Origin of the sequence: Flavobacterium sp. K77 (genome assembly GCF_021608205.1) — a bacterium.
GTDB lineage: Bacteria > Bacteroidota > Bacteroidia > Flavobacteriales > Flavobacteriaceae > Flavobacterium > Flavobacterium turcicum.
Genome location: NZ_JAKIHO010000048.1, coordinates 1 through 565 on the forward strand (window position 1 = coordinate 1; position 565 = coordinate 565).

A 565-nucleotide genomic window follows, 5' to 3' on the forward strand; every position below is an offset into this window, starting at 1 on the left:
CGAAATTCAAAAAATTGAAAAAGATAAAGAAGGGTATAAAATAAAAGATCTTTCAGAAAAAACGTGGTTTGCAAATATCCTTCATTTTTTTAATATCCTTTGGTATGGCTTGCTTTGCTTGGTTTTATATAGAACTTTGTTGCTACTATTTTCGATAAAAAACGAGGAAAATGTTTTCAAAAAAAATTTTATTGCGCTAGGTACAACATTGCTTTTCGCGGTGCATCCTTTACATACTGAGGCTGTTGCCAATGTGAAAGGCTTAGATGAAATTTTGGCTTTATTAGGAGCGTTAGCAAGTTTGTATTGTGTGCTAAAATTAGTAGAAATAAAAAATGAAAGTAATGAGGGCACATCGAAACTAAAATGGCAACTGGGCGCGGTCGCATCTTTTTTCGCAGCCTTAATGGCCAAAGAATCTGCAGTTACTTTCATCGCTGTAATTCCAATGGCGCTGTGGTTTTTTTCAGAATTATCACTTAAAACCATTATTAAACTTACAGCTCCTTTGTTGCTCCCTTTGGTTCTCTTTTTAGGTATTCGCAATGCCGTATTACATCAGCCA

1 protein-coding gene is annotated in these 565 nt (G+C 34.9%); it reads left to right on the forward strand.

All coding sequences use genetic code 11. The features are described 5' to 3' along the window. Nucleotides 1–565 (forward strand): hypothetical protein (locus L1S34_RS14825; RefSeq protein ID WP_236364879.1); only part of this gene is annotated, 565 nt, incomplete at both ends.